We start from the raw sequence: 22,423 nt of genomic DNA on the forward strand, positions 1-22,423 counted from the left end.
GGCTGCCCGGCCCCAATGGAGCGAGATGCGGTAATATGTCGTCCGAAAAAACCAAGCTGCCCGCGCACGTCGATGTTCTCGTCTTGGGGGCAGGCATTTCCGGTATCGGCGCTGCTTATGAATTGCGCCGTCAATGCCCGGACCTCTCCTTCGCCGTTCTCGAAGCGTTCGAGAGCTTTGGCGGCACCTGGCTCGCGCACCGCTATCCCGGCGTGCGCTCCGACAGCGACCTTTTTACCTATGGGTTCAGCTTCAAGCCGTGGACCGGCCGTCCCATCGCTTCGCGAGATGAGATCCTCCAGTATCTGGGCGAGGCGATCGACGAAAATGGGCTGGGGCCGCATTTTCACTATGGTCACCACATCCTGTCGGCGGACTGGCGGAGCGATGAAGGCAACTGGCGCGTTGAAGGCGTGTCTGGCCCCGAACAAACGCCGTTCGAGATCCGTTGCGGTTTCCTCTGGACGTGCCAGGGCTATTATCGTCACGGGCAGGGCTACACGCCCGACTGGCCGGGGATGGACCAGTTCGAAGGGCGCATCGTCCACCCACAGACCTGGCCCGAGGACATCGATCTGACCGGCAAAAAAGTCGTCGTGATCGGGTCGGGCGCCACTGCGGCCACGCTTATCCCCTCGCTCGCGCCGGTCTGCGAACATGTTACGATGCTGCAGCGCTCGCCTACCTATTTCTCGCCGGCACCCAATCGCGATCCCCTTGCTGATACGCTCCGCGACTTGGGAGTCGAGCCCGCGATCGTGCATGACATCATACGCCGGAAGGTCGTTCGCGACCAGCAGATCATGCTGACGCGCGCCTTGGAGGATCCCGAGGCCGTCAAGGCGGCCATGCTCGAAATGGTCGAGGCCTATCTCCCGCCCGAGCAGGTGAAGGCGCACTTCACCCCCACGTACCGGCCATGGCAGCAGCGGGTCGCCCTTGTGCCGAATGGCGACCTGTTCAAGGCCGTGCGCTCGGGCAAGGCAAGCATGGTAACCGATCGCATCGAGACATTTACGCCGACGGGGCTGCGCCTCGTCTCAGGGAGCGAACTTGCGGCCGATGTGATCGTGACGGCGACGGGGTTCGAAATGGCGGCGCTCGGCGGCATGCTCCTCAAGATTGACGGCGAACCTCGAAACTTCGCCGACAGCGTGAGCTACCGGGGAATCTTGCATACCGGGATCCCGAACATGGCGCGGACGCTGGGCTATTTTCGGGTTTCGAGCTGGACCCTCCGGGTCCATTTGGTCAGCGACTTCGTCTGCCGCCTCCTCAATCACATGCGGGCGATCGGCGCTTCGAGCGTCGAGGTGGAGGTTGCGCCGGAGGATGTCGGCAGGGAGTTCAAGCCGGGCATGGACAGCGAGGTGTTCAATGCCGGTTACATCCTGCGCGGGCTCCATCTCATGCCGAAGCGCGGGCCCCGGTCCGAATGGCAAGGCAGGGACTATTGGGCGGAGCAGACCGATCTCCCCGCAGTGTCGCTCGAAGGCGATGTCTTTGGTTATCGTGACGCCGCAGGCCGACCGATCGGCAATGGTTGCCGAACCGACGCGCACTGAAGCCCCGGGCCGAGGAGACAGGCCAGCGCCCGTCTTGGGACGGGCGAGATGTCCTGGAACTTCGCGGCCGGACGCGTGCGACCGACACTTCCGTCGCCTTCAGCCCGACCGCGAGAAAATTCAGGGGAGCGGGATGGCAGCGCGATCGCCGTCACCCCGCGCGCCTGTTCAGCCGGCCGGTTTGGGCTCGTACCCAAGGATTGCCTTGGTCTCGAGAAACTCGTGGAAGCCATATTCGCCCCACTCGCGCCCATTGCCGCTCATCTTATAGCCGCCGAACGGTGCGTTCATATCGCCGCCGCCGCCATTGATCGACACCTGCCCGGCGCGCAGCTTCGAGGCAACTTGGCGCGCCTTCTCAAGGTCGGCGCCCTGCACGAACGCGGCAAGGCCATATTCGCTGTCATTCCCGATCTCGATCGCTTGCTCGACGCTGTCATAGGCGAGGATCGCGAGCACCGGGCCAAAGATTTCCTCTTTGGCAATGGTCATGTCGTTGGTGACATCGGCAAAAACGGTCGGCTGCACATAATAGCCCTTGTCGAGCCCCTCGGGTCTTCCGAGCCCGCCGCTGACCAGCGTTGCGCCTTCGTCGATTCCGGCCTGGATCAGCCCCTGGATCTTGTCGAACTGGGTCTTGTTCACGACCGGGCCAAGCTTCGCCTTGCCCTGCGGATCGCCGACGGTGATCTCGGCCACCGCATTGCGAGCGGCAGCAACCGCCTCATCCATTCGGGCGCGCGGCACGAGCATGCGCGTCGGCGCATTACACGACTGGCCCGAATTGGTCATGATCGTCGCAACTCCGCGAGCGACGCCCTCGGCGAGCGCTTCGTCGTCGAGGACGATGTTGGGACTCTTGCCGCCGAGTTCCTGGGCGACGCGCTTGACCGTCGGGGCCGCCGCTCTGGCGACCTCAATGCCCGCGCGGGTCGAACCGGTGAAGGAGACCAGATCGATATCCGGATGGGCGGCGATCGCTGCGCCGACTTCAGGGCCGTCGCCATAGACCATGTTGAAGACCCCGGCCGGCACGCCGGCGGCGTGCATGATTTCGGCAAATATCTGGGCGCTGAACGGGGCCACTTCCGACGGTTTCAGCACCATCGTGCAGCCGGTCGCGATAGCCGGAGCCACCTTGCAGACGATCTGGTTCATCGGCCAGTTCCAGGGGGTAATGAACCCGCACACACCGATCGCTTCCTTGACAATACGCGTCGGACCACGGTCGTCCTCGAACCGGAACGTCTTGAGAGCTTCGATAGCTGCGCCGAGATGGCCCAGACCGATCGGCGCCTGCGCCCGCTGCGCGAGGAAGGTCGGTGCCCCCATTTCCTCGGTGATGGCGGCCGCGAGGTCGTCAAAGCGCGCCTTATACTCTTCGACAATGCGACCGAGTACAGCCAGCCGGTCTTCGCGACTCGTCTGACTCCAGGAGGCAAAGGCATTGCGCGCGGCCTTGACCGCCCGGTCCACGTCGGTGGCCGAGCCAAGAGCGATGCGGCCGACGGTTTCTTCGGTTGCCGGATTTTCGACGTTGAGCGTCCATTGCTCGGCAGGATCGACCCACTGCCCATCGATATAGAATTTGAGGTGCTCGCGCATCTTGGTCCTCTCACTTTCCTGTTGATTGCACCGGAAAGCTGATCGCGATCGGATCCGCCCCAGTGCGCTTTTTCCATCGGCACGCCTTGGATTAAGGGCGTCCAGACTCGCTAAAAAAGCTACACTGGACCCAAAATTTCGTCAACTGACTAAAGTCATTCAGATGTTCAAATTTGTGCTTCCGGCGCTCGATGCGGACATCGGCAGCTGCGGGGCATCGCGCGACCTATACCCCGGCTTTCCGTTCGAAGGACTGCCCCGAATCGAGCGTGCGCCACAGGTCGGGACCGCCCAGAATTTCGCTGGGCGTGAGCAGGCAATTATCGAGGTCGCGTTTGAGCCGATCAAAATCGATATGTCTGCCGATGAAGACAATTTCCTGCCGGCTGTCGCCTGCGGGCTCGATCCAGGTCTCCATGATCGCGTTGCGCCGATATGCGTCCCCCGGCCATTCCACTTGGGGCACGAACCGCCACCATCGCCCGGCGAAATCCCACCGAAAAGATCCTCCGGTCTGGCTGATCCGGCCGACTTCGCGGAACTGACTGGCAAGCCAGAAGCTGCCCTTGCAGCGAAGCAGCTCGCCATTGTCCCAGGTGGCGTTGAGGAAGGCGGCGAGGCGGTCGGGGTGAAAGGGAATCCGCTCCCTATACACCCAACTACCGATGCCATATTCCTCCGCTTCCGACCGGTCGTCCGCAGCGCCGTTCATTGGCATCATCCAGTCGGCGGACTGGGCGAGTTTCGCAAGGTCGAAGCGACCCGTGTTGAGAATCGATGCCGGCTCGATATCGCCGTTGGCCATTGGCAGGATGTCGGCGGCAGGATTGAGCGCTTGCAATATCGTCCTGACGCGCTCGAACCCCGCCCTGCCAATCACATCCAGGCGGCTGACGAGGATGACGTTGGCGAATTCAATCTGGTCGACAAGCAGTTCGGCGATCGGCCGCGGCCCGTCGATCGTCGGCGCCGGCGACCCCGCTGCCGGGCCCGAACGCAGCATCGTCTCCAGGTTGCTGCCGTCGACAACCGTGACCATCGTGTCGAGCTTCGCCAACTCGCTGAGGCAGAAGCCATTGCTGTCGAGAAAGGCAAAGGTCTCCGCGACGGGTAGCGGTTCCGAAATGCCGGTGGATTCAATCAGCAGATAATCGAAGCGCCCCTGCCGCGCGAGATCGCTGACCCGCTCGAGCAGGTCCGCGCGCAACGTGCAACAGATGCAGCCGTTGCTCATCTCCACCAGTTCGTCGCGGCCCCGCTCGAGGGCGGCCTCGCGTTCGACATCGTCATGGTCGATATTGATCTCGCTCATGTCGTTGACGATGACCGCTACGCGCATGCCGCCGCGGTTTTGCAGCACATGGTTGAGCAAAGTGGTTTTTCCGGCCCCCAGAAAGCCGGACAATATGGTGACGGGAAGGCGCACCGCGCTCTGCGCCTCCATCGAATCAGGCCTGTGTGCCATCCGTTTGTGCGGCGAGGGAATCCTGAGCCGCCTCGACCCGCGTGAGATAGCCCTCGAAGAGGTCGACGACCACCGATCCTTCGCGCGCGCCTTCCCCCCACAGCGCCTTGGCGCTGAATTCGACATGATAGGTCGGCTGGTGGGCGGCGTCCTGTTGGCCATGTCCGATTGCATCGGGAAAGGGCCATGACACGGTTGTGCGATGAAGGACCGTACCACGCTTGCCGCGGCAATAGCCGGGAACGCGGATATGGCCTTCGATGTGCTCGTCGCGCACCTGCACCTCGTCGCCGATGTCGAACGGAGCGGTATTCGCCCGGGCAGGCGCGGGCCTTCCCGGGTTGTTCGAGGGCGCAGCAAGCTCGAAGTGCGATCCAAGCGCTTCGTCCAGCTCTTCTTGCGTAATCAGACCCTTTTCGACGAGGAGCGTGGCGGTACCGACGATGATCCGGTCGAAATAGGGGGCGGAGAAATACTGCCGCGCGCTCATGCGCTCGATCGCATGGCGCAATTCGTCGGTCGCATAAGCGGCGAGAAGTCCGCCCCCGACGACGGTCAGACTGTAGCCAAGATGTTCCCAGTCTTCATGAAACACCGGCTTGTAGCTCTTGCTGTTGATCCGGTGCGGCACCTTGCCAAACCCCTGAACCCCGCCGAGGTCGTGGATCCCGTCCATCGTCAAACTCCCTCTGTACCGCGCGGCAGATCGACGGCGCGCGGCCGCGCGACACCGATCAGCACATCCTTGGTGATGAGCGCGGCGAGTTCTTCCTCCGACCAATCATCGGTGCCCGCAGGCCGCACGGGAAGAACCATGTAGCGACTTTCTGCCGTCGTATCCCAGACCTTGACGACGACATCGTCGGGCAGGTCTTCCCCCAGTTCGCGCAGGACATCGGCGCCTTCGCGAACGAGACGAGCCCGAAATTCGAAACTCTTGTACCATTCCGGTGGCAGGCCAAGGACCGGCCACGCGGTGCACGAGCACAGGCTGCAGACGATCACGTTCTGCAGCGTTGGCGTGTTCTCGAGGGCTACGATATACTCGCCCTGCATCCCGGTGTATCCGAATTGCTGGCAGGCGGCGGTCCCGTCGCGCAACAGGAGTTCGCGAAACTCGGGATCGGTCCAAGCGCGCGCCACGACCCTGGCGCCGTTCGCTGGATCCCATTCCACCTCCATCGTGTGCGTGAAGGTATCGATGAACGCTTCGGGCACATATCCTCGCTCGGTCATGACCTTGAGCAGCGCATTGGCTCGACCACTGGGCGTATTGGCCAGCAGGTCGTGTGAAGTCTCTTTCATCGTTCGGCCTCGCTATGTTGATCGGCGATCCTGCGCCAAGATTATGCGTCGCTTACTTGGCCAAGCTTGAACAGGTTTCATACTCCAGGCGATACGCGTCTTCTGCAAGAGCGTCTTGCCTGGAAATGGCGTTTACTTGCTTCAGAATGTCACGCGCGCGCGGACGGCGCAGCGCCCGCAGACATCGGGTCTGCGACACTCAGGCAAGCGGCCCGCCATTTGCAGACAAGCCGACAAGTCTTCCGGTCGCTACAGTCGAGACAAATTGGGAGATCCGCCATGACGCATAAAAATGTTGACGTTCCGACCGCTGCGGCGACTGTGCCAGAGGCGCTGTTGATGAAGGCGATGGGCGGCCTCATAAAGTTCCGGCAGATGCGCCCGAATTTCTTTATCGGAAGTGACAATCCGGAGTTTCATGGGCCAACCTACAAATATTGTGATGGCGGCGACCCGAGTATCGCCGTCTCGCGGCATCCTGCGGTCCAGAGCGAGGAAGTCCGGCTGATTACCGGCGTTTGCCAGCCTGGGCAGGGCGCGCCGCTTCACAACCATACAGGCGAAGAGCTGATGTTCGCGGCGAGTGGCTCTTGGGTTGTCTATTTTGATGCCGAGGAGAAGAACAAGGTCTTTCTGGAACCGTGGGATGCCCTGGTGCTGCCGGGCGGCGTCCCGAGGGGCTGGCGAAATGTCGGCGACACATTGGGCTGCTTCCTCAACATCAGCGCCGTTACCGACAAGATGTCGCTCGTTCGCGCCGGTTGACCGGCGCAGCCTTCGAGGCGCCGCTCCTCGCAGTGCCCGCCCCCGCGGGAGGGGGCTTCAATCGAAACGCAAAGGTCAAGGTGCCGAACATGAACGCAGCGAATGACGAAATAGTCTTTCTCGATCTTCTCGAAGTCGGGAGGCGGATCCAGTCCGGCCTGATCCGCTCGGCCGAGGTAACCGAGCTGATGCTCGCGCGGATCGAAAGCCTCGACCCCAAGCTGAAGAGCTATGTGACGGTGACGGGAGACGCTGCGCGCGAACAAGCCCGCAACGCGGATGCCGAGATTGCGGCCGGGCATATTCGCGGCGCCCTCCACGGCGTTCCGGTCGCGGTCAAGGATCTGCTGTGGACTGTCGGCGCGCCGACGAGCCACGGAATGCCGATCCACCGCGACTTCCGCTCGGCGGAGAACGCAACGGTCGTGGACAGGTTGCTCGACAGCGGCGCCGTCCTGCTCGGCAAGTTGCAGCAAACCGAAGGCGCCTATGGCGCGCATCACCCCTCGATCGCGGCCCCGGTAAACCCTTGGGGCGAAAGCCTCTGGTCCGGGGTTTCGTCCAGCGGTTCGGGCGTGGCTCCCGCGGCGGGTCTCTGCTTCGCCTCGATCGGGACCGATACGGGCGGGTCCATCCGGTACCCGGCAGCCGCGAACGGCATCACCGGGATCAAGCCGACCTGGGGCCGGGTCAGCCGTTATGGTGCCTTCGAGCTCGCCGGTTCGATGGACCACATCGGGCCCCTCGCGCGAAGCACCGCGGATGCGGCCGTGGTCCTGCAGGCCATGGCCGGAGCCGATTCCAGGGATCCGACAGCCAGTCTCGCACCGGTGCCCGATTATCTTGCCATGATGACGCGCGGCGTGCGCGGCCTTCGTGTCGGCATCGACAGGCGTTGGACCATCGACGCTGCAGATGACGCAACTGGCGAATGCCTCCTTGGCGCGCTCGATAACCTCCAGAGGCTGGGTGCTCAAATCGAGACGGTTTCATTCCCCGCACCCGAGCAGGGCGTCGAAGATTGGGTGCCTCTGTGCGCTGTCGAAACCGCTTTGGCGCATGCGGATATCTTTCCGTCCCGTCGCGACGAATATGGCCCGAGCCTCGCGGCGCTCATCGAACTTGGTTCAGGCATGCGCGCGCCCGATTATCAACGGCTCATTGCCCGCAGGAGCGAACTTCGCGGGCGGGTCGATGCGTTGTTTGGGGACGTCGACCTCCTGCTTGTCCCGGTCGCCGCGCGTGCAGGCGTCACCGTTGATCAGATGAGCATGTTGGGCGACGATCTCCAGCTCTTTTCCGACATGATGCGATACACGACTCCCTTCGACCTGACGGGCCATCCGACCATCACCCTGCCGGGCGGCAGGACGCCAAACGGGGCGCCCGTCGGGTTCCAACTCGTCGCAGGGCAGTTTCGTGAAGATCTCCTCGTGCGGGCCGGCTGGGCCTATCAACAGGTCACCCGCTGGCACCTTCAGCACCCTGACATCTCCTAAGGAGCGGGATCTCGGAGGCGGATGACCCGGCCTCCGACCCGCGGGGCCACAAGCGGCTTGGTACGCGCCGCCGTTGCGCATTCCGCGTGCGGATTTGCCACCGGCCACGGCGGCCGTTCCGTCCTTCCCGGTCATATGGGTCCGGCGATCTTCTCCATGCGCGTCGCGCAATGCACTTTTGAGACTCTCGGCCAAAAAATTGGCGCCTGCAGACAGGAACCGGGCCGCGATGCCGTGCAGAGATGGCGCGGTACGGCGTACGGCATCCCTTTCGACTCCCCCCGCCCGGAAGCAAGCGTTCGCCTTTCTGCTGATGTTCTCGGGAGTATGAAATAATGCCAAGACAGAATCTGCTTTTAACGACCGCGCTTTTCCTGGCGCTTGCGCCCCAGGTTGTTCACGCCGCGACCAATGAAAAGCAGGACGCGGGGGCTGTCGAAAGCGAGGCCCAGACTTCCGAGAGCGGCGGACTAGGCGATATCGTCGTGACCGCACAAAGGCGCTCCGAGAATCTGCAGAATGTGCCTGTTTCCATTACCGCGCTCGGACGCGACACGATCGAGAATGTCGGCCTCGATTCCGCCGCCGATCTGGCCGCACTCGTGCCGAGCCTGCAGGTCCAGGGCGTGCTGGGCAAGTTCCAGCCCATCTTCGCCATCCGTGGAATCAGCCAGGCCAGCTATACGGCCAATCAAGTGGGCCCCATCGGCGTCTATGCGGACGAAGCCTACATCGGTGAGGCTTTCCTGCACGGGGCAAACCTGTTCGATCTCGAACGCGTTGAAGTCCTCAAGGGCCCGCAAGGCACGATCTACGGCAAGAATACCACCGGTGGTGCCATCAATCTCGTTTCGCGCACGCCGCGGATCGACGACAATATTTCCGGAAATCTCACGGCCGGATATGGCAATTACAAGGCGGTGCGGCTCGATGGCGGAATTGAGGGCACCCTCGTGCCCGGCAAGCTCGCCGTGCGCGTTGCGGCATATTTCGAAGATGACGAGGGTTATCAGCGCATCGTCAATTTGGGGCAACGCGCGGCCGAAACGCATAGCTGGGGCATTCGCGGCACGCTGGTGTTCGAACCGTCGGACAATTTCCAGTCGATCCTGCGCTATACGCATTCCGAAACGGATCAGACGCCTGCGATGAATCGACCGATCGGCGCGATACCTGTCGGGCCTGGCGGTGTCGGGGTGGATCTCAGCGGCTATTCCCGGCCGGCCACACTCGGCAGGCGCGATTTCGAATCGGACAACGACGGGCAATATCTGCGCGTCAGTTTCGACAAGCTGACGCTGACGAACACCCTCGGCCTGGACAGCTTCGACATCGTCTCGGTGTCGTCCTACCACCGCTCGAAGAAGCGCGTGTTCGTCGATATCGATGGCGGAGCGGGCGCTCTCGCAGACCATGATTTCGACAATGACACAAAGGCTTTCTCGCAGGATCTGCGTCTTGTAACTACGGGCAGCGGCGACGTGAAGTTCATTGGCGGCCTCTACTACGGCTATGAGAAAAACGCCCAGCGAAACACCGCCTGGCTTTACCGTTCACGGCTTCTGGGTCTCGAAGGCCTGCTGCCCTTGCTCGGGACGACGGATCCGGCGACGATCGCCTACATCTCCAATTTCTACAGCCAGTACGGCATGATCGAGGCCCGTCAGACGCTCAACCATAAGAGCTATGCGGCCTATACCGAGACTCGCTGGCAGGCGACCCCGCGCTTTGCGGTCATTGCAGGCCTGCGGTACACGCGTGATCGCGACGGTCAGATCTTCTATAATATCTCGCGCTATGCCAGCCGCGGGGGAGCGCCTATCGGCTCTTATATTCCCGGCAACATCACCGCCGGAACGGCGAACCCCATCGACGCCGCGTTCGACGCCGGTCTGACCACCTACCTCGACGGACCCTATACCACGGCCTCGGCGCCGCAGCTTTTCGTCACCAACAAGCGCGTTACCGGGAAGCTCACGCTCGAATATGAAGCGTCCGATGATGTGATGCTCTATGGGACCTACAGCCGCGGCTACCGAAGCGGCAACTTCAACGCGGGGATTCACTATCTCTTCCGCCAGCCGAACGACACGGCCTATGCCCGCCCCGAGACGATCGACGCCTATGAAATCGGGATGAAGAGCGACTTGCTCGATCGGCGACTGCGCTTGAACCTCGCGGCTTTCCAATATGATTACAAGAACCAGCAGTTCGAGGATGTCCAGGGCATCGCGACGGTGTTGCTGAATGCCGGCGCGTCGCGGCTGCGCGGGATCGAGATGGAGGCCACCGTCGCACCCGTCGACAGGCTGACGATCGCCCTCAACGCCACCTATCTCGACGCCAAGTACAAGAAGATTGTCCTCAGCGGCAACGACCTGTCGGGGAACCGGTTGATCTCGGCGCCCAAATATTCGGGTAGCGTCGCCGTCGATTATGCCGTGCCGGTGGGCGGGGCAATGGAATTGCGCTTTCATGCCGACAGCTCGTTCCGCAGTCGCCAATGGTTCTCGGCGTACAACGACAAGGCGGGCTACGACCGGATCGGTCAGAAGGCCTATGCCCTGGTGAACGGGCGTCTTGCCCTGTCGAGCGATGCGGGATGGGAGGTTGCCCTCTGGGGCAAGAATCTGTTCGACAAGAATTTCGTGACCTACGGGATCAACATCCAGTCGGCTTATGGAATGGACTATCTCATCGACGGCGCGCCGCGGACCTATGGTGTCGAACTGTCCTACAAATTCTGACCCAGTTTCGGGCCGGCGGGCTTATCCCCGCCGGCTCATGCGCAACAAATCAGGAGCGATGCTGCCAGGCCATGAATGACGGCGCCGAACAGAAGGGCCACCGCGAGCATTTTACCGCCGAGGAGCTCGGCGGCGGCTGGCGGAGCTGGGACCTCAACGACTCAACGCGTTTCAACAGCGCCATCGAGCCGCTGATGGTGCGCGTAGATCCTCCGACTGAAGACGGTCGCCCGCGTGCACGGGTGCGGATGGTTCCCGAACGCAAACACAGCAATCTCGGCGACAATGTGCATGGCGCAGCTATCGTGAGCCTCGTCGATATCGCCCTCTTCACCGCATGCCACCAGTTCGGATCGCTCAGCGCGGCGCGTTCGGTTACGCTTGATCTCTCGCTACAGTTCGTCGGTGCCGGCCGCCTTGGCGAACCACTCGATGCCGTTGTTGAAATGATACGCCAGACCAAGCGCCTGATTTTTCTCCGCGGGCTCGTCGTCCAGGGCGAAGACGACAGACATATTGTCGCCAGCTTCTCCGGCACCATCCGCAAGGGAACGGAAGCGCCTCTACTCCGATCTTGAAGGAGATGTGCAATGATACAAATTCGGCCAGTCTTGCGTGCATTCGCCCTGCCCGCAGCGATCTTCGGGGCGGGCCTCGCAGCCCATGCCCAAATCGCCCTGCCATTGTCGGCGAACAGCCATGCTTATGAAGCCTCGCCGGATGTTTACCAGCTGATCGGGGAGGACGATCATTTTCGGGTCATCCTGGCACGATGGAAACCGGGGCAGAGCGACGCGTGGCACACGCACCATGGCGACCTGGTCAACTACGCGCTCACGGACTGCAAGCTCGAAGGGCAGATTCCAAGCGGACAAAGCGGTGCGTTCGAGCGCAAGCAGGGCGAGGCTGGATTCAATCCGAAAGGCAGTATTCACAAGGTCAGAAATGCCGGAGACGGCGATTGCGTGCTGCTCATTGTCGAGCGCAAATAGCTATGGGGCGGGAAGCGACAATGGGTTCGCGAACCGATCATTGGCAGTCGCGCCCCACGCCCGCCCTCTCACGATGGGCCCGAAATCGGCCGGGCTCGATGCTGTTGCTGCCCGGCATACGCCGACCCGTTTCAACAGGCGGGCGCTTTGCCGACTATCTTCAACAGCCCCTCTCGTTAACGCGACGCAATCGACCAGAAAATCAGCGACCAACTCACCAGGATGGCCGTGCTCGAAAGGCCGCCCAGCGTGGCGGCGCTGCGCTGAACCGGACCCCCGGCAAACACGAAGGCGTTTATGCCAAATGCCCGAAAGACATAGGGCAGAGGGTTGAGCCAGGCACCGAATGCCATCAGCCACAGGACATAGGGCGCTGGCGTGATGGCGAACAACAGGATCAGCAGCCCCGCCAGTCCCTGCATCAGACCGAGCATCATCCAGTCGATGTGCGCCGCGCCGATCTGCTTGAAATTGACGCCGCCCGCCTCGCCTGCATCGCGGTTCGGACGGCGGGGGAACAACATGATCACCCCGATCCAGGCGGAGAAAAAGATCGAAATGGACCCGCTCAGGGCGAGAAATTTTGCGCTTTCAAGACTTGTCATTCTTGGTCCTCCTGTTGATCGGGACCTAGGGCCTTTGGTGTCGGTATCCTTGAATAAACGTGCATTTGGTGACGGCGCGTTTGCGATGTTGCGGTGGAAGAACATGCTTGAAGAGGTTGGCGCGACGGCCCGCGTGCGCGTGCGGGCAACACGAACGCAGGTGCATTCCAATCTCGCGGCCTGCGTTCTCTTTGGCCGCGAGCGCTCGCTGTCGATCGAGACGTCGAACGGCGCTGTTTGGGGCGATGCCATTCTTGTCGATCCCAACTGGGCGCATGTTGTCGATTTCCATGGCGGCATCGCCGAGGTCATCTATCTCGCGCCTCATCAGGGTCGCCGGCACGGCGCCCGCGCCCTTCCCAAGCCGGCCGTGCGGATATTGGAAGATCAGATCGATCGCTGGTCCGTGAATAGTGCGGCCGATCTTGTCGACTGTCTTGGATTTGCCGAGCCGCTAAGCGACCCTGCCATTTCGGCGATCCGGCACCGGATCGACTTCGATCCCATGATGCGCCTGGGCGAGATCGAGGCAAGCAGGATTGCGCGACTGGAACGGACGACCATGTTGCGGCGGTTTAAGCAGCAAACCGGAATGACGTTTCGCGCATACAAAAACTGGGCAGCGCTGAAGCATGCCGCGCGTCTGATCGGCGAAGGGGAAGCCCTGGGCGTCGCAGGTCTTGACGCAGGCTTCGCTGACGCGGCCCATTTCTCGCGTCAGTATCGCGCCACATTCGGCTTGTCGCCCACCGAAGGGCGGAACTGCGTGGTGTAAATATCGCGTGTCGCCGCGGCGCAACGATGACCCCTTTGGGCGTCTCCGGCAGCCCATATGATCGCGGAGAAGGTCCGGGAAGAGCGGGCTATAGGGTTCGACCGAGCGAATGTTTCCCGCTCATGGTCGGACCGGTTGCGCCGGGCGGGTTAACGCTACACCAACGCCGACACGTCCGCGGCCACGCGCTCGCCCGACCGGATAGCGCCGTCGATGTAGCCGACCCAGGCGTCGGCGGTCTCAGTCCCGGCCCAATGGATGCGCCCTACCGGCTCGATCAGCGCGGACCCGAAGCCCGTCAGCACCCCAGGCCCGGGCACGGCCACATAACCGCCGCGATGATGCTCGGAGAGGGTCCAGACCTCTTCGACATAATCGACAGGCGAGCGGGCAACATCCCCAAAGTAGAGCGCGATATCGTCAAGCACGCGCGCGCGGCGCTCCTCGGCCGACCTGTCAGCCCAGCGCTGCGCCGGCCCGCCGTCGAAGAATCCCACCAGCGCGCCGCCCTTTGTGAGCGTGGTGCCGCGATCGAACCACGGACCGAACTCCGTCCGGTCGGAGACGACAAGCCCAGAATATCCCTGTTCGCGCCAGAAGGCGGTCTTGTACGCGACGGCGACCTTGATCACACAGCCCATGGGCATCCGCTGCGAGAGGCCGTCGCGGCGCGCCGGAAGGGGCGGCGAATAATCGATGCGCGCCGCCATCGCGGGCGGCGCAGTAACGATGATGCGCTTCGCTCGCCATGTCCCGTTCGGCGCCGTGACGGTGACGCCGTCCTTGTCCTGCTCGATGCGGGACACCGGGGAACCGAGGACGACGGCGTCGCCCAGCTCGTCGGCCATCTTCGCCGCGATCTGCCAGACGCTTCCAGTGAAAAGCTTGTCCTGTGCGCCGCCCCTTGTCCCAATGAGCGCCTCAAGACTGCCCGCGGATGCAATATAGGCAAGATAGAAGAGGAAGGAAATTTCGTTCGCTTCGCACGAAAAAACGGCGCGCGTGACCCCGCGCAACATTTCACGGGTGGGTTCGCCAGACGTGTTGGCTCGGATCCAGCTTTCCACCGTCTGCGCATCCCATTCGGCTGCCGAAGGCGCCAGCCAGGGCCGCGGCATCTCGATTTCCCCGGCGAGGCTATCAAGTTTCGCGACAATACCGCCGAATTCTTCAAGATCGGACGGGGCGAGGCCCGGCGTTTCCCCCTTGTATCGCGCCTTGCGACCGCAGATATCGATCACATTGTCGCCGAAATCATATTGCTGCTCGGTCGTGACCCCATAATGCGCTGCCAGCGCGAGGAGATGCGTCTGGGTGGGGCCCACCCATTGGCCACCGATGTCGATCCTTTCGCCGGCCAGCGTCGCTGGTTTCGTGCGGCCCCCGACGCGGTTGTCCGCTTCGAGCACAACGACCGAGCGTCCGGCTTTGCGCAGCGCCCGCGCGGCGGTGAGGCCTGCGAACCCCGCGCCCACCACGACCACATCGACCATGGTCTGTTTTGTAGCAGATGCCGACGCCGCGGTCGGCCCGAGACCAGCCACGGTTGCGGCTCCGGCGGTGACTGCGATGGCTTGACGACGTGAGATCTTCTTTTTCTCCCGGTCCATTGTCACTCTCATGCTTTGGCGCCAAAGCCTCTAGACTCCGGTGCGCCGAGGTTTATGTCCGTACGCGTACCGATGCATACGCCTGGGAATGACAAAGCGTCAAGGAAACGGTTTTGGCAGAGTCGAAAAATGCAGAAGCGCGCGTGGATGTACGCGACCGCACCCGGCAGCGGATCGTCGCAGTCGCGCGCGAGCTGTACGAGGAAAAAGGCGTGCAAGGACTGAGCATGCGCCTCATCGCGAAGCGTGTCGGCTTGCCCACTATGACGCTATATGGCTATTTTCCGAACAAGATCGCCATCGTTCGGGCCCTCTGGTCGATGGCCTTTGATCCTTTGTTCGCGGCTATGCGGAAGGCGGAGCGCGCCCCGGCGGAGCCGGTCCAGCGCTTGAGTCTCGTGGCCAACAGCATCGTAGACTATTGGCTGGAGCATCCGGATCTCTATCGCCTCGTGTTTCTCGTCGAAGATCGCCGCGAGCGCGGGGATCCCAATTGGTTCATCTCCGAGACCGATGTCGTGGCATCCTACATGCGCCTGGCGCCCTTGATTGCCGCGGCGCGCGGAACGCCGGATATCGACTGCACCGCCGCGGCCGAGGCGTTGAACTGCGCTCTCACCGGCATCGCGCACATGAGGATTACCGTCAGCGAATATCCTTGGGCGCCGTCCGCCAGCTATGTCGACCTGATCTTGGCAGGTGTCATCCATGGCCCACTTCCTGCGCGGGACTTAGCGTCACCTGGCCAACGCTCCGCGGCGCGTTGAAGGGGGAGGCGTCGCCGACAGATCGGGCGGCGCCAAGGGTGCTATGCCGCCAGCGGCAATGCGCAATAATCCGGCCTTATCGAAGCCTTGCCCGCCGGATCTCCGTCAGGCTGCGGCCGACCGCGCAAGGTCCCGCAATATCCTGTCGCAATCTTCGGTCAATTCTCTGACGATAGCGGCCGCAGGGAGGATCGTCTCGATGCGTCCGACGCCTTGACCCGACCAGAGCGACAGCCCTTCGATGTCGCCTTCGGCATCGGGTCCAGGGGTGGTGGAGCTATATCTGAGCATCCGACCGAAGGAACCCGTCGCCAGCGTTTCATTTTCGCCCGGCCGCGTCCCCGTTACCGGACGTCCCGCTGCCTCCCACATTTCATAGGTCGAGTTGCGCAATATGCGGTGCGGGGCATCAGGCCACCCGATGTCGAACAGGCTCGTGTGCACGGTCGCCGTTTCATCCGCCGCCAGCAACAGTTCCTGGTAGCGCGGATGCACTGAGGCTTCCTCGCTAGCGAGAAAGCGCGTCCCGACCCAGGCGCCCGAGGCCCCCATTGCCAATATTGCCGCAACGCCAGCGCCATCGACGATGCCGCCTGCTGCCAGCACAGGGCGTGAACCCACGGCTTCGACCACCGATCGCACCAGGGGAAGCGTTGCGATCTCGCCGCGCACATGCCCGCCGGCCTCCCAACCTTGCGCCACCAGAATATCGACCCCGGCGCGAGCTGCCAGACGCGCTTCGGCGGCAGAGCTGACCGTTGAAGCAACGAGCGCGCCCGCCTCATGCACGCGCTCGACGAACGGCGCCGGATCGCCCCAGAAGAAGGAAATCAGCGGCACCCCCTCTTCAAGACACACGGCTAGTCGCTCATCCTGGGGGAATGCGAGAATGAGATTCACGCCAAAGGGGCGCGATGTAAGCATCTTTGTGCGACGGATTTCCTCGCGTACGCCGTCGGGAGAGTGCCATGACAGGGCGAGCATCCCAAATCCTCCCGCGTTGCTGACCGCGGCTGCCAGCGCCGGGCAACTCGCACCGCCCATCGGCGCTTGAATGATCGGCACCTCAATACCGAGCTGATCGCAGATCGTGGTACGCATCATGTCCCCCTGATTGACGGTTCATGCCGTATGTGCCCCCAGATTCTTCGCGTAAAGTCGGCTTCGACGATTTTTGGTCAGTCCACACGGTTTTTATGTTATCGGGCCTCACCCAAGCGCTGCTCGGCTCGGCGTCCCCACGTTCGAACCCGACCTTGCTTGGCTACGCATCGGCATATCGTCTGGAATTTTTCCAGGGGTCGTGACCCGCGTTACTGCGTGGTGATGCCGGTTTCATTTCTCAGTCGCCGCAGGGGCTCCAGCGTCCGAGCGGTCACTGCACGGCAAAGCAAATCGGCAGCGACCCGCTCGCTCCGCCGGCATGAAGAGGGACCGAATTTGACTGATCGAACACTGCACCCCGAAACCCTCGCGCTGCATGCGGGCTGGCGCGCCGACCCGGCTACCGGCGTCGTCGCACCGCCGATCTACCAGAGCACCTCCTACCAGTTTCAGGACGCGGACCATGCCGCGCGGCTGTTCGCGCTGGAAGAGCTCGGAAATATCTACACCCGGATCGGCAACCCCACGACCGACATTCTTGAGAAGCGCATCGCCGCGCTCGAGGGCGGGGCGGCGGCCGTCGCGGTGGCATCGGGCCAGGCGGCTTCCGCTTATGCGGTCCAGAATCTCGCGTGCGCCGGCGATAATATCGTCAGCGGCACCGACCTTTACGGCGGTACCTATAATCTCTTCGCGAACACCTTGAAGAACCAGGGCCTTGAGGTCCGGTTCGTCGACCCCGCCGACCCGGAGGCCTTTGCAAGAGCCAGCGACGATCGAACCCGCGCCTGGTATGCCGAGACTTTGCCGAACCCGAAACTGGTCGTCTGCCCGATCGCCGAAATCGCGGCGCTCGGTCGGCCGCTCGGCATCCCGCTCATTGTCGATAATACGGCCGCGCCTTTGCTGGCGCGCCCGTTCGACCATGGCGCCGCGATCATCGTCTATTCGACGACCAAATATATCGGGGGCCACGGCACATCGATCGGCGGCATGATCGTCGATGGCGGGAATTTCGACTGGAGCGCGTTGCCGGAACGGCAACCGATGCTCAATACGCCGGATCCCAGCTATCATGGCGTCGTCTGGACTGAGGCGGCAAGACCGTTGGGGCCGATTGCCTACGCGCTTCGCGCGCGAACCGTGCTTCTGCGCGACCTCGGTGCGGCCCTGTCTCCCTTCAACGCCTTTCAACTGCTTCAGGGGCTCGAGACACTGCCGCTGCGCATGCCGCGTCACTGCGAGAATGCCGTCAAGGTGGCGGCTTATCTCCAGACGCGGTCCGATGTCGTCCGCATCATCCACCCCTCGGTCCAGACGGGCGTCGAGGCCGAGCGCGCCCGCTTCTATCTGACTGGCGGTCTGGGCGGTCTGCTAGGGTTCGAGCTGGCCGGCGGACGCGAGGCCGGGCGACGCTTCATCGATGCGCTCGCGCTCTTTTATCATGTCGCCAATATCGGCGACGCCCGGAGCCTCGCGATTCATCCGGCATCGACCACCCATTCGCAGCTGTCCGAAAGCGAACAGGCTGCCACCGGCGTATCGCCGGGCTATGTCCGCTTGTCGATTGGCCTCGAACATATCGACGATATTCTCGCCGATCTCGCCCAGGCGCTTGACAAGGCGTCTGGCTGAACCGCCGCCGGTATTGCACGGGATTCGCCCGGCGGCCGCCGTATCCGGGATGCGCTGAGGTCAATGACCGGCGAGGGACAGCGCGTCCGCTCGCCGGTCATCGGTTCTGCTATCGAGCGAGATAGTCGTTCGTGGGAATGACCGAGCCATAAGCATAGGCGAGCGCCGACATATTGGCGGCATGGACATGCGCTGCCGGCACCGTAACGCCATCGAAATCGACCTCGCGGGTCGCGCAGGCATCGTGCAGAACCGTCACGCCATAGCCGAAATCGGCGGCGGCGCGTGCGGTTGCGGCGACGCACATGTGGCTCATCGCGCCGACGATCACGACATCCTTGACGCCCTTCTCGTCGAGGATCTGCTTCAGTCCGGTGTCCCGGAATGCGTTCGGATAATATTTCTGCACAAGCGGCTCGCCCTCGGCCGGGCGCACAGCGGCGTTGATTTCGGCGCCTTCGCTGCCCGGCTGGAAGATGGGCATGCTTGGATCGCCGGACAGATGCTGGACGTGCACGATGAAGCCGCCATCGGCGCGCGTCTTGTCGAGCACGCGCGCAGCGTTGGCGGCGGCCGCATCGACACCCTCGAGCGGCACATTGCCCGTGGGCCAATATTCATTCTGCAGGTCGATGACGATAATTGCGGGATCGCTCATGGGTTTTACCTTGGTTCGAGTTTCGAGACCCTTCCAAACTGGCGGTCGCGCGCGCATATTTGAACGGCCACAAGCGACAAAATCGGGGCCGGTAACGACATGCACGCGAATGAAGTGATTGAAATCGGCATCGTCGATTATGCGGGCGCCCAGATGGCGGCGATACTCGGACTGAGCGACCTCTTCATGGTTGCGGACGGTCTGGCGCGAACCAGGGGTGCCGACGGACCACGGCTTCGAATCAGCCACTGGAAGCTCGACGAGCGGGCCCTTGTCCCATCCCGGGTGTATGACAGTCTCGAGCGGGGGGATGGCATGCCGCGCGTTCTGATTTTGCCGCCGGCATTGGGCGCGCCGATCGAGCCCGCCGCGGCCGTGCGCTACGCGAGCTGGCTCAAGGAACGGCACGCGGCCGGTGTGATCCTCGCGTCGATATGCGCGGGCGCGCTCGTTCTTGGAGAGGCGGGCGCATTTGCAGGGCGGACCGTCACCACCCACTGGGGCTATGGCGCCCTGTTGCATTCGCGCTTTCCTGAGATCGCGCGCGTGGAAACCGACCGCCTGATCATCGATGATGGCGACATCATCACGGTGGGCGGGGTGATGGCATGGACGGATCTCGGACTGACCCTTGTCAGTCGCTTCCTTGGTCCTACGATCATGATCGATACCGCGCGCCAACTTCTCGTTGACTCGCCGGGGCGCGAGCAGCGCTACTACAGCCCCTTTGCGCCGCGCATGGACCATGGCGACGAGGCCGTTCTGCGGGTTCAGCATTGGCTTCAGAAGACCGGAGCGAGCGATATGAGCCTGTCCGCGCTGGCAAGCCAGGCGGGTCTGGAGGTGCGGACATTCCTGCGCCGCTTCCAGAAGGCCACCGGCTTGACGTCGACCGCTTATTGCCAACGAATAAGGATCGGGAAAGCGCAGGAGATGCTCCAGTTCAGCACCCGGCCGCTGGAACGTATCGCATGGGATGTGGGATATGCCGACGCCAGTGCTCTGCGACGGGCCTTCGTGCGGATTGTTGGCTTGACGCCGAACGAGTATCGGCAACGCTTTCGGGCCTAATCGGCCTCGAAGAAGACCGCCGCTTCGCATCAACCCCTTCGGATCAGGGGCGGTCGTCTCGCTTGTCCCGTCGGGCGCCATATCGAGGCTGGCGTTTTTCGAGGAACGCCGCGATGCCCTCCGCCGCGTCATCTTCCATCATATTTTGGGCCATGACCTCGGCGGCAAGACGATAGGCATCGCCGCGCGCGATCTCCTGCTGCGCATAGAAGAGGGCTTTTCCGTGCCGGAGCGCCGCGGCGCTTTTCGCCTCGATCTCGCGGACCAGCGCGGCGATTCGGTCGTCGAGTTGCTGCTCGGGAACGGCATCGTTGACAAGCCCCCAGTCGGCGGCGGTTTCTGCGTCGATGAAGCGCCCTGTCGCGAGCATTTCGAACGCGCGCTTCGGTGCGATGGTTCGCGACAAGGCGACGGCGGGGGTCGAGCAGAACAATCCGACGTTGATTCCCGAGACGGCGAACCGGGCCGCGCATGACGCGACCGCGAGGTCGCAGCTTGCAACGAGCTGGCAACCCGCAGCCGTCGCGATCCCGTGGACGCGGGCGATCACCGGAACGGGGAGCGCGGTTATCGCTTCCATCACGACCGTGCACTGCGCGAAGAGCCGCCGATAATAGTCGAGCGATGGAGAAGCCTGCATCTGCCGCAGGTCATGTCCCGCGCAAAAGGCCTTTCCAGCGCCGGAGATAACTACGCAGCGAGCCGTGTCGTCGTGCCGGATAGCCATCAGTTCCTGTTCAAGCGCGCTCAGCATGTCCTCGCTGAGCGCGTTGAACTGCAGCGGCCGATTGAGGCAAAGGTCGATCCTGCCGCCGGTACGCGTGACGATAACCAGGGGCTCGCAGGGGGTCGGAGCGGTCACCGGCCGGGCCTCGCGCGCACGACGACGTCGGCGGTGACCGAGTTACCGATGAAACAATTCGTGTGGGCCGCGGCATGCATCCGGTCGATCGCGGCGGCGCTTAGACGTTCGTCGCCGCCGAAGCGGATGGCTGGATGCAACTCGATGCGGCTTACCACCAATTTCCCGGCCGAGTTTTTCTCAAGATGGCCGATGGCGCGATCTTCATAGGCCTCGACCGTAAACCCTTCCTGCTCGGCAACCGCGAGAAAGACCAGCATGTGGCAGCTGGACACGGCGCCCACCAGCAGTTGCTCGGGATCGGCGCACACCGGGTCGCCCCCGAACGCGGCCGGCGCTGAAACGGCGAGAGCCTGACCGCCATTGAGCGTGACGATGTGGTTGCGGCTGTAGGTGGACGTATCGATCGGATGCGCCGTGCGGCGCCAGTCGAGCAATGCCACATGTGTCGACATATCTTCATCCTTTACGTGAGCGGCGGGCAGCCGGCTGGAAACAGGTGACTGCGAGGCGCATGTTTGGCGCTAGCCCTAAAGGCATATCTTCGCTTACCCGGGCAGCCTTTGCGGCGCGAGGCCGGCGCCCGAATCTGGTTTCACCTTCGCGGCCTTTTTTGCGACGAATTCACCGACGCGCTGCTGGACCTCGTCGCCGCTCTGGACGACGGCAATCATCAAGCCCTCGGCGAACAGACCATCGGTCGTGGACATGTCGGCAATCCGGCTGATCGAGGTGACCATCGCATAGTTGGAGAGCGGCGCGTTGCCAGCGATTTTCTGCGCCAGCTCGAGTGCGAATTCCGCCGCTGGCATGTCGCCCCTGGCAGGATCGCAGACATGGTGGGCGAGCCCCAGCCGATGCCCCTCATGGACGTCGACGATCCGGCCTGTCAGCATCATTTCGACCATGCGCGGGGCCGAAACAATGCGGGCTGTGCGGACCGTCGCGCCGCCGCCGGTGAAAATCCCGCGCGTGCCCTCTGGCAGGGCGAAATAGGTGCTGACATCGGCGACGCGGACATGCGCCGCGCTCGCGAGCTCCAGGCCTCCGCCGACGACAGCGCCCTGCAGGCAAGCAATGACCGGGATTCCGCCGAACTGGATCTTGTCGAAGGCGCGGTGCCAGCCTTGGCAAACGCGCATGAACTCGACCGGTGTCCTTTTCTTGTCAAAATGCTCCTTGAGATCGAGACCGGCGCAGAAATGTTCGCCTTCCGCCTTCAGCAGGATCGCCTTGATATGATCGGGAACCGACGAAAAATATTCCTCGATCTCGGCCAGCGTCGCTTCGTCGATCGCGTTGCGCTTGCTGGCTCGGTCGAGCGTAACGACACCCACGGCGCCAATTTCTGCTGTCTTGAGATATTGGAAAGACATCTTGTTCCTTTCAGGTC

The 22,423-nt window shown here is 62.8% G+C and carries 21 protein-coding genes; 10 read left to right on the top strand and 11 right to left on the bottom strand.

The annotated features are described in order from the left end of the window. Positions 1-35 precede the first annotated feature (35 nt). Complete coding sequence (locus tag ACIPPQ_RS00290) at positions 36-1,565, top strand: flavin-containing monooxygenase (protein ID WP_446542235.1); 1,530 nt, start codon at positions 36-38, stop codon at positions 1,563-1,565. A gap of 168 nt (positions 1,566-1,733) precedes the next feature. Here ACIPPQ_RS00290 and ACIPPQ_RS00295 read toward each other — a convergent pair whose 3' ends face one another. The 4 genes from ACIPPQ_RS00295 to nthA all read right to left on the bottom strand — a co-directional run bounded on the left by ACIPPQ_RS00295 (position 1,734) and on the right by nthA (position 5,940). Further along, positions 1,734-3,170: an aldehyde dehydrogenase family protein gene (locus ACIPPQ_RS00295; protein WP_446542236.1), complete on the bottom strand. Its 1,437-nt coding sequence runs from the start codon at positions 3,168-3,170 to the stop codon at positions 1,734-1,736. Between the two features lie 226 nt (positions 3,171-3,396). Then, a complete protein-coding gene (locus tag ACIPPQ_RS00300; RefSeq protein ID WP_446543086.1) occupies positions 3,397-4,635 on the bottom strand; it encodes a GTP-binding protein in 1,239 nt (412 codons plus the stop codon). Beyond that, positions 4,619-5,311, bottom strand: coding sequence for a nitrile hydratase subunit beta (gene nthB, locus ACIPPQ_RS00305; RefSeq protein WP_446542237.1), 693 nt, complete (start codon positions 5,309-5,311; stop codon positions 4,619-4,621). The genes ACIPPQ_RS00300 and nthB overlap by 17 nt, the downstream gene beginning before the upstream one ends. A 2-nt stretch (positions 5,312-5,313) precedes the next feature. Then, positions 5,314-5,940, bottom strand: coding sequence for a nitrile hydratase subunit alpha (nthA, locus tag ACIPPQ_RS00310; RefSeq protein WP_446542238.1), 627 nt, complete (start codon positions 5,938-5,940; stop codon positions 5,314-5,316). A 279-nt stretch (positions 5,941-6,219) separates the two neighbouring features. Between nthA and ACIPPQ_RS00315 the strand changes: the two genes are divergently transcribed. The 5 genes from ACIPPQ_RS00315 (at position 6,220) to ACIPPQ_RS00335 (ending at position 11,943) form a co-directional block, all read left to right on the top strand. Continuing rightward, positions 6,220-6,705, top strand: a complete 486-nt coding sequence (locus ACIPPQ_RS00315; RefSeq protein ID WP_446542239.1) for a cupin domain-containing protein — start codon at positions 6,220-6,222, stop codon at positions 6,703-6,705. 89 nt (positions 6,706-6,794) lie between these two features. After that, complete coding sequence (locus tag ACIPPQ_RS00320) at positions 6,795-8,204, top strand: amidase (RefSeq protein WP_446542240.1); 1,410 nt, start codon at positions 6,795-6,797, stop codon at positions 8,202-8,204. Positions 8,205-8,689: 485 nt separating this feature from the next. Beyond that, positions 8,690-10,951, top strand: a complete 2,262-nt coding sequence (locus ACIPPQ_RS00325; protein ID WP_446542241.1) for a TonB-dependent receptor — start codon at positions 8,690-8,692, stop codon at positions 10,949-10,951. A gap of 71 nt (positions 10,952-11,022) precedes the next feature. Beyond that, positions 11,023-11,529 carry a PaaI family thioesterase gene (locus tag ACIPPQ_RS00330; RefSeq protein WP_446542242.1) on the top strand — a complete coding sequence of 169 codons (507 nt, stop codon included), beginning with the start codon at positions 11,023-11,025 and terminating at the stop codon, positions 11,527-11,529. Positions 11,530-11,541: 12 nt separating this feature from the next. After that, a complete protein-coding gene (locus tag ACIPPQ_RS00335; protein ID WP_446542243.1) occupies positions 11,542-11,943 on the top strand; it encodes a hypothetical protein in 402 nt (133 codons plus the stop codon). Between the two features lie 176 nt (positions 11,944-12,119). On the opposite strand, the gene ACIPPQ_RS00340 is transcribed toward ACIPPQ_RS00335, so the two are convergent. Further along, on the bottom strand, positions 12,120-12,467 hold the full coding sequence (locus ACIPPQ_RS00340; protein ID WP_446542244.1) for a hypothetical protein: 348 nt from the start codon (positions 12,465-12,467) through the stop codon (positions 12,120-12,122). Here ACIPPQ_RS00340 and ACIPPQ_RS00345 point away from each other — a divergent pair. Continuing rightward, positions 12,466-13,323 carry a helix-turn-helix domain-containing protein gene (locus ACIPPQ_RS00345; protein WP_446542245.1) on the top strand — a complete coding sequence of 286 codons (858 nt, stop codon included), beginning with the start codon at positions 12,466-12,468 and terminating at the stop codon, positions 13,321-13,323. The genes ACIPPQ_RS00340 and ACIPPQ_RS00345 overlap by 2 nt on opposite strands. A 155-nt stretch (positions 13,324-13,478) precedes the next feature. On the opposite strand, the gene ACIPPQ_RS00350 is transcribed toward ACIPPQ_RS00345, so the two are convergent. Continuing rightward, a complete protein-coding gene (locus ACIPPQ_RS00350; RefSeq protein WP_446542246.1) occupies positions 13,479-14,867 on the bottom strand; it encodes a flavin monoamine oxidase family protein in 1,389 nt (462 codons plus the stop codon). Positions 14,868-15,046: 179 nt separating this feature from the next. Here ACIPPQ_RS00350 and ACIPPQ_RS00355 point away from each other — a divergent pair, with 179 nt between their 5' ends. Next, positions 15,047-15,700, top strand: coding sequence for a TetR/AcrR family transcriptional regulator (locus ACIPPQ_RS00355; RefSeq protein WP_446542247.1), 654 nt, complete (start codon positions 15,047-15,049; stop codon positions 15,698-15,700). Positions 15,701-15,805: 105 nt separating this feature from the next. On the opposite strand, the gene ACIPPQ_RS00360 is transcribed toward ACIPPQ_RS00355, so the two are convergent. After that, a complete protein-coding gene (locus ACIPPQ_RS00360; protein ID WP_446542248.1) occupies positions 15,806-16,804 on the bottom strand; it encodes an NAD(P)H-dependent flavin oxidoreductase in 999 nt (332 codons plus the stop codon). A 336-nt stretch (positions 16,805-17,140) separates the two neighbouring features. Here ACIPPQ_RS00360 and ACIPPQ_RS00365 point away from each other — a divergent pair, with 336 nt between their 5' ends. Continuing rightward, on the top strand, positions 17,141-18,439 hold the full coding sequence (locus ACIPPQ_RS00365; protein WP_056372921.1) for an O-acetylhomoserine aminocarboxypropyltransferase/cysteine synthase family protein: 1,299 nt from the start codon (positions 17,141-17,143) through the stop codon (positions 18,437-18,439). Between the two features lie 109 nt (positions 18,440-18,548). Here the strand turns inward: ACIPPQ_RS00365 and ACIPPQ_RS00370 are convergent, their stop codons facing one another. Beyond that, on the bottom strand, positions 18,549-19,097 hold the full coding sequence (locus ACIPPQ_RS00370; protein WP_446542249.1) for a cysteine hydrolase family protein: 549 nt from the start codon (positions 19,095-19,097) through the stop codon (positions 18,549-18,551). A gap of 99 nt (positions 19,098-19,196) precedes the next feature. Between ACIPPQ_RS00370 and ACIPPQ_RS00375 the strand changes: the two genes are divergently transcribed. Next, positions 19,197-20,168 carry a GlxA family transcriptional regulator gene (locus ACIPPQ_RS00375; protein WP_446542250.1) on the top strand — a complete coding sequence of 324 codons (972 nt, stop codon included), beginning with the start codon at positions 19,197-19,199 and terminating at the stop codon, positions 20,166-20,168. A 43-nt stretch (positions 20,169-20,211) separates the two neighbouring features. On the opposite strand, the gene ACIPPQ_RS00380 is transcribed toward ACIPPQ_RS00375, so the two are convergent. The 3 genes from ACIPPQ_RS00380 to ACIPPQ_RS00390 all read right to left on the bottom strand — a co-directional run bounded on the left by ACIPPQ_RS00380 (position 20,212) and on the right by ACIPPQ_RS00390 (position 22,406). After that, entirely contained in the window at positions 20,212-21,030 is an 819-nt protein-coding gene (locus ACIPPQ_RS00380) for an enoyl-CoA hydratase (RefSeq protein WP_446542251.1), read from the bottom strand. Continuing rightward, positions 21,027-21,485 carry an OsmC family protein gene (locus ACIPPQ_RS00385; RefSeq protein ID WP_446542252.1) on the bottom strand — a complete coding sequence of 153 codons (459 nt, stop codon included), beginning with the start codon at positions 21,483-21,485 and terminating at the stop codon, positions 21,027-21,029. The genes ACIPPQ_RS00380 and ACIPPQ_RS00385 overlap by 4 nt, the downstream gene beginning before the upstream one ends. Before the next feature lie 93 nt (positions 21,486-21,578). After that, positions 21,579-22,406, bottom strand: a complete 828-nt coding sequence (locus tag ACIPPQ_RS00390; RefSeq protein WP_446542253.1) for a crotonase/enoyl-CoA hydratase family protein — start codon at positions 22,404-22,406, stop codon at positions 21,579-21,581. Between the last annotated feature and the right edge of the window lie 17 nt (positions 22,407-22,423).

The organism is Sphingopyxis sp. LARHCG72 (assembly GCF_052871675.1).